The sequence below is a fragment of the Massilia glaciei genome (genome assembly GCF_003011895.2).
Lineage (GTDB): Bacteria > Pseudomonadota > Gammaproteobacteria > Burkholderiales > Burkholderiaceae_D > Telluria_A > Telluria_A glaciei.
The window spans coordinates 1-6,953 of sequence record NZ_PXWF02000117.1 but is presented as its reverse complement, the minus strand read 5'-3'; the positions used below and the strand labels follow the sequence as shown (position 1 = coordinate 6,953).

At 67.8% G+C, this 6,953-nt stretch carries 5 protein-coding genes; 3 read left to right on the top strand and 2 right to left on the bottom strand.

Annotation, left to right across the window (positions count from 1 at the left end):
* Positions 1-236: 236 nt before the first annotated feature.
* Together C7C56_RS08550 and C7C56_RS08545 are read right to left on the bottom strand one after the other, a co-directional pair.
* Complete coding sequence (locus C7C56_RS08550; protein ID WP_106757017.1) at positions 237-1,151, bottom strand: hypothetical protein; 915 nt, start codon at positions 1,149-1,151, stop codon at positions 237-239.
* A gap of 2 nt (positions 1,152-1,153) precedes the next feature.
* Entirely contained in the window at positions 1,154-1,903 is a 750-nt protein-coding gene (locus C7C56_RS08545; protein WP_106757016.1) for a DUF6345 domain-containing protein, read from the bottom strand.
* 291 nt (positions 1,904-2,194) lie between these two features.
* On the opposite strand from C7C56_RS08545, the gene C7C56_RS08540 reads away from it, so the two are divergent.
* The 3 genes from C7C56_RS08540 (at position 2,195) to C7C56_RS08530 (ending at position 6,913) form a co-directional block, all read left to right on the top strand.
* Positions 2,195-3,415 carry a YjgN family protein gene (locus C7C56_RS08540; RefSeq protein WP_106757015.1) on the top strand — a complete coding sequence of 407 codons (1,221 nt, stop codon included), beginning with the start codon at positions 2,195-2,197 and terminating at the stop codon, positions 3,413-3,415.
* Positions 3,412-4,494, top strand: coding sequence for a M48 family metallopeptidase (locus C7C56_RS08535; RefSeq protein WP_106757014.1), 1,083 nt, complete (start codon positions 3,412-3,414; stop codon positions 4,492-4,494). The genes C7C56_RS08540 and C7C56_RS08535 overlap by 4 nt, the downstream gene beginning before the upstream one ends.
* A gap of 169 nt (positions 4,495-4,663) precedes the next feature.
* A complete protein-coding gene (locus C7C56_RS08530) occupies positions 4,664-6,913 on the top strand; it encodes a GH92 family glycosyl hydrolase (RefSeq protein ID WP_181373076.1) in 2,250 nt (749 codons plus the stop codon).
* The last annotated feature ends 40 nt before the right edge of the window (positions 6,914-6,953 follow it).

The window sequence follows — 6,953 nt, the reverse complement described above, 5'->3', positions numbered from 1 at the left end:
CCCGTTAAGTCCGGTGGATTGGGTCATACCCCAGTTATGAAATATTTCGCTATCGGGGTCAGACCCCGGCGCCGCTTTTGGCTTACGGCGCGGCAACTAGTCTTCGTTTTCAAGAGCGGGGCGGCGGCGATGCACGCCGCGCCGACGGGCGGCACGCGCGGGCGGCGCCCGGGTGCCGCAAAAAGGAGCGCGGCCGGCGAAACCGGCCGCGCGTGGTGCCGCCGCTCGCTGCCGCGTCAGCCGCGCGCGCGGCTGCGCGCGGGCAGCGCTTCGTCACCGCAATGGCAGATTGGCAGGTAGGATTTCTCGGTCGCCGCCACCACCAGGACATACGCCTGGCGTTCGAGCTTGTGGCGCAGGCTCACCTGCGCCATGAACACCGGCGCGAGCACGCGCTGGGCATGGCGCTTGCCCAGGTTGATGTAGCCGAACTGCATGCCGTACGACTCGATGACATCGCGCGGCAACGGTTCCTTGGCCTGTCCCAGCAGGCTGCTCAGCTGCAGGGAAATTTGGCGCGCCGCCAGTTCCTGGTCGATGATCCGCACCCGCTCGAGCGTCTCCGACGCGCTGGCGCGCACCTGCACCGACATCGAGTCGAGCGCGCCGCTGCCGGCCAGCCGCAGCGCCACCGAGGCCGCGCCGAGCACCGGAATGCCGTCGACGAAGTGGCGGTACGCGCCCACCACGCGGGTCAGCACCGGCTCCGACATGTTGGCGTCGCGGTCGGCGCCCTGCGCCTTCATTTGCCACAGCCGTTCGAAGGCGATCTTCCCCTGGTCGCCGGCCCATTGATCGATCCTCAATTTGGCGGCCGCGGCGGCTACCATCCCGGTCAGATGTTCCTTGTCGTGCATCCGCTCAAACATCGCCTCCATCGGCGCCAGCCCGGAATCGTATTTCATGCCGCCCGAGGCATGGTAGACGATCGCGCTGGCGCCGTGCGGCAGGTACGCCACCGAATGGTCGTCCCTGCGGATCCAGTCGCCGCGGTCGAACGAGCACACCTCGTGCTCGCCGATCTGGTTGAGCATCTGGCGCGCGCGCGCCCGCATGTCCTCCGGCGACAACTGCCGAACGGCGATCACATCGGCGTGCGGCGGAATGTTGCAGGCGCTCGTGGCCAGCCCTTCTATCAGGAAATCGCTCATGTTCAACCCTCCGTCCAATACCAAAGAATGCACGCTTGCCGCGCGGGCGCCAGGTCGGCGTTCACATTGCCGTGGCCCCATAGATGGTCGCGGTTCAGGTAGGAACGATCCCAGCGGATGGCGCCGCCGTTCCAGGTGTCGGCGTCGCCCACGCAGACGGTGATCGGATGGTTGTCCACGGCCCAGTCGGAGACCCCGTCGTGCCAGGCGTGGCTGACCGTGTGCCCGCGCACCAAATTGTCGCCGACGTCCTCGCCGCATTCGTCGGTGGTGATGCCGTCCCACATGTTGTCCCAGGCGCCGCAATAGATGTGCATGCCGGCGAAGATGTTCCACAGGGCGCCGACGCGGTCGCGGTCCACCGTCTTGCACGAGTAGGCCATCACCCATTCGGCATTCCAGTTCTCGCCCAGTTGCCATTGGTTTGAAAAGGTGCGCCAGTTGGCGCGGGGCGTGTCGTAGAGCATGCGCGCGCGCCCGTCCGCCTCGTGGTTGCCGTGGGTTTCGATCCAGAAGATATCGACATCGTCAACATTGTTGCGGTCGTCGCCACCCTGGTCGGTGTCGCGGATGTCGGTCTCCCAGCAATCGGTATTGCTCCAATAGAAGGCGCGCGCATGTCCCGCCGAGCGCAATTTTGAATCGAAACCATTGCTGCGGTTAAAGGTATACGTCAGGTCTCCCGCCGTGCTCACGCCCGCCGCGCGCGCATGGTTGAAATACCTGATTCCCTCCACACCAAATCGTGCCATAACACCCTCCTTTAGTTAGATCAACGATGAACGATGAACGTGCATTTTTCCAGTCGATGCCGCGGGCGGCCGGCTTGCGCCTTGGCCTGAAGCCATCGACACAGTATCGGCGTGTCCACGCGGCAACCCTGTGCCAGATCAGTCAAACCGCATATTTATTGGTTTTTCGGAAAGGCGAGGCGAACCGGCGCCGCGGATGCATATTAAGAATATGTCAAGTCGGATTAAATATTGGAAACCGTTCTGGCTTAGAATCCTTGCTGGAATTTCAACCAGGCTCTTCGACCCACCATGCAACTGGCACTGACCGACAAAGACGACGCGCCCACGCCCGGCGCCGCCACGCGCGCCGCGGCCCGGCCCGCCGCCGCCCGCCCGGCGGACGACGCGGCGCTGCGCGGCGACCAGCGGTTCGCCTTCACCGGCAGCGGCGGCGAGTACTTCCGGATCTGGGTCGTCAATCTGCTGCTGACCATCGTCACGCTGGGCGTCTATTCGGCCTGGGCCAAGGTGCGCCGGCTGCAGTACTTCTACCGCAACACCAGGATCGCCGGTTCGAGCTTCTACTACCACGGCGACGCGCGCGCGATCCTCAAGGGGCGCGTGCTGGCGGTCGGGCTGCTGGTCGCCTTCAAGTTCAGCTGGGGGCGCTCGGTGGCGGCCTCGATCGTGGTCGCGGCGCTGCTCGCGGCCATCATGCCGTGGCTGCTTTCGCGCTCGTTCCGCTTCACGATGATCAACTCGAGCTATCGCGGCCTGCGCCTGCGCTTCGCCGGCACGGTCGGCGGCGCCTACAAGGCGCTGAGCCTGTTTCCGATCCTGCTCGCGGTGACCGCGTTTTTCGCCTGGACCGTCTTCGTCACCTTCTGGCGCAGCGGCGGCATCAGCGTGGTCCTTAGCGTGCTGCTGCCGCTGCTCGTGTTCGCCGCGATGGTCCCGGTCGCGCACTTCTTCCTCAAGCGCTACCAGCACGACAACGCCTATTTCGGCCAGACGCCGTTTTTCTTCCACGCCCCGCTGGGTGATTTTTTCAAAATCTACGGGCGCGCGATCGGCGTGTTCTTTCTCGGCTCGTTCTCCGCCTTCGCGTTCACCTTGCTCACCGGGCGCATGTTCGCCTGGCTCATGCAGGGCACCTTCGGCTGGTTGTTCCAGATAATCTACGGGCTGCTGAGCGCGTCCGCGTTCTATTTGTTCCTGCGCCCGTACCTCGAAAGCCGGATCCAGAATGTCGTCTGGAACAACACGGTCCTGGGCGGCCACCACTTCCTGAGCACGGCGAGCGCGCGCCAACTGGTGTGGATCCACGCCTCGAACCTGGTGCTGATCATGCTCACCTGCGGGCTGTACAAGCCGTTCGCCACGATCCGCCTGGTCAAGTACAAGGTCGAGAGCATGTGCCTCGTGTTCGACGACAGCGTCGAGGACTTCCTGCTCAACCAGGCCGGCGACAACGCCGGCGCGCTGGGGCAGGAGGCGGGCGACTTTTTCGATGTCGACATCGCCCTATGATAGAGGCGAGCTACTTCGACGGGCGCAGCACGCGCCGCCATCCGGTCACCGTCGTGATCCACAAGCGCGTGATCTCGATCCGCGGCGCCGGCATCCACCGCACCATCCGCATGTCGCAGATGGAGATCTCCGAGCGGCTCGCGCGCGCGCCGCGGGTGATGCGCTTTCCGGACGGCGCCTTCATCGAGGCGGACGGCCCCGGACTGACCAAAATGTTAGCGAGCAACCGCTACCTTGAACCGTGGGTGGTGCGCTGGCAGAACAACTGGCCGCTCTCGCTGCTGGCGCTCGTGTGCCTGCTCGCGTCGCTGGTCTCGGGCTACCAGTGGGGCGTGCCGTGGGCGGCCGACCAGATCGCCGCGCGCGTGCCGGTCGCGCTCGACCAGCGGCTCGGGGAGGGCGAACTGGCGCTGCTCGACGCGGGCATGCTGGGGCCGAGCACGCTGCCCGGGGCCGAACAGGCGCGCCTGCGCCGCATGTTCGCGCAGCTCGCGCAGCCGGACGGGCGCAGGACGCCATACCAGATCGTGTTCCGCGACAGCCAAATCGGGCCCAACGCGTTCGCGATCCCGAACGGCACGATCGTCATGACCGACCAGATGGTCCGCCTGGCCGCAAACGACCGGGCCGTCATGGGCGTGCTGGCGCACGAACTGGGGCACCTGCAACGGCGCCACGGCGTGCGCGGCCTGATCCAGACGCTGGGCGTGGCGGCGCTCGTGAACCTGTGGACGGGCGACTTGACGAGCCTGGCGTCGATGGCCCCGGCCCTGCTGCTCGACCAGAAATACTCGCGCGATTTCGAGCGCGAGTCGGACCAGTACGCGATCGCCATGCTGCGCCGCAACCGGATGGCGCTCGCGCCGATGGCCGACATGTTCGCCAGATTCAGCCATCCGGACGCGCTGCGGGCCGCGATGGCGCGGGCCGAGGGCGCGGGGGAGGCCGCGCAGGAAGCCGCACAGGAAGCCCCACAAGAAGAGCAAGAAATAGAGGAAGAGGCCCAGGATTATTTCAGCTCGCATCCGAGCGACAAGGAACGGATCGGGCGCTTGCGCAACGCCGACGTGGGGCTGTAACCGGCGCCACCGCGCCCAGCCGCGCTGTTTCGACGCGGGCAGGGCGCAAAAATCGCAAGGCGTTCGCGCGTTTTCGTGATGGACGGCGGCCGCCGCGCCGGCCTAGCATTGGGCTCATGCGACGGCGGCGCGCAGTCGCCGCCCCTTCCAATCCGACGACGAGCCTATCTTGCGCCCACACCCCCTTGCCCCGCCCCGCCTGTCCCCGCTGTTGATCGGGCTGGCCCTGCTCGCCGGCGCCGCCCTCTCCCACGCGGCTCCGGCCGGCGCCGTCCAAGCCACCGCCGAGCGCGCCCCGATCGACTGGGTCGACCCGTTCATCGGCACCACCGGCGAGGGCAATGTCTTCCCGGGCGCCACCCTGCCCTTCGGCTTCATCCAGGTCAGCCCCGACACCGGGCCGGGCAGCGGCGCCGGCGGCTACAAGCGCGACCGGCAGATCGACGGCTTCTCGCAGCAGCACATCTCGGGCATGGGCGGCCCGCTCTACGGGCACATCTCGCTCATGCCCGCCACCGGGCCGGTCGCCACGCCGTGGCAGATGGTCTCGAAGGCCAAGAGCGGCGAGCGGGCCTCGCCCGGCTACTACACGGTGCACATGGCGCCGTGGGACGTCCAGGTCGAGCTGACCGCCACCCAGGACGTCGCGCTGCACCGCCACACCTTCCACGGTCCCGGCCAGCCGCGCGTGGTGCTCGACGCCAGCCACGTGCTGTACGGGACAGACGCCTCGTGGAATTCGGCGCTGCCGCAGGATGGCGAACTCGAGATCGACCGCGAGCGGCGCGAGGTGAGCGGCAAGATGAGCTTCATCGGGGCGCGCGACAAAAACCGCAGCTGGACCGTGTATTTCGTCGCACGCTTCGACCAGCCGTTCGCCGCCTCCGCGCTGTGGCAGCACGCCAAGCGCCGCGGCGCGACCCTCGACTTCGCCCGGGGCGGCGCCGGCGCGCCGGCCAAGGTGCAGTCGCGCGTGGCGCTGTCGTACCACAGCGTGGCGCAGGCGCGCGGCTATCTGGAGCGCGAAACGCCCGGCTGGGACTTCGAGGCGGCGCACGCGGCGGCGCGCCGCACGTGGGCCGCGGCGCTCGGAAAAATCAAAATCGAGGGCGGCAGCGCCAGCCAGCGCACCCAGTTCTACACCGCCCTGTACCGCGTCCACCTCACGCCCAACGACTGGACCGGCGAGGCGCCGGCGCGCTACGGGCAGCGTCCGTACTACGAAAACATCCTCTGCATGTGGGACACCTTCCGCACCGTCAATCCACTGCTGACGCTGATCCAGCCGCGCGTCCAGGCCGGGATCGTCAACACCATGCTCGACTACCACCGCACCGACGGCTGGACCGGCGACGCCCACAGCGCCTGGCACTACGAACACGTGCAGAACGGCTCGAGCGCCGACGTGATCGTCGCCGACGGCTACGCCAAGGGCCTGCCCGGCGTCGACTGGAAGCTGGCCTACGAGGCGGTGCGCAAGAACGCCTTCGTCGACGCCGATCCGGCGTCGAACCGGCGCCCCAACCAGGGGCGCTTCCGGCTGACCGACTACCTTTCCCTCCACTACCTGCCGACCGACGCCTCCGAAAAATACCGCGACGTGCAGGGCGTCTCGCGCACGCTCGAATACGCGCACAACGATTTCGCGGTGCTGTCGCTGGCGCGCCGCTACGGCACGCCCGGCGAGATCGCCGCGCTCGAGGCGCGCCAGCTCTGGTACGCCAACCAGTGGGACGCCGGCACCGGCTTCATGCGCGGGCGCCTGCGCAACGGCGACTGGTTCGCGCCGTTCGATCCGCTCAAGGCCGAGACCGGGCGCCAGTACTACGAGGGCCACGCCTGGACCTGGAGCTGGTACGTCCCGCACGACAACAAGGGCCTGATCGCCCTCAACGGCGGGCGCGCCGCCTTCACCGACAAGCTGACCACGGCGGTCGAACACCACTACGAGGCCTACAACGAGCCGGGCATGCTGCAGACCTACCTGTTCACCCACGCCGGCCGCCCCGACCGCACCCAGCACTACGTGCGCAAGGCGCTGTCGCACTTTTCAAGCGCGAGCGACGGCCTGCCGGGCAACGACGACAGCGGCACCACCTCGGCCTGGCTGGTGTGGTCGATGCTGGGCATCTATCCGCACGCCGGCGAGGACTACTACTATGTTGGCAGCCCGGTGTTCCGCAAGGCCACCATCGAGCTGGGCAACGGGCGCCGCTTCGTGCTCGAAGCCCCGGCCAGCAGCGACAAGGCGCTGCACGTGCGGCGCGCGCAACTGGGCGGCAAGCCGTTCGACCAGGCCTGGCTGCGCCACGCCGACATCATGCGCGGCGCCAAGCTGCGCCTCGACATGGCCGAACAGCCCGGCGCCTGGGCCCAGGGCGGCGCGCTGCCGCCGTCGGTGTCGCCACCGGCGCGCTGAGGCGCGCCGCGCAGCCGGCGCCGGCCGCCCGCGGGCGGGC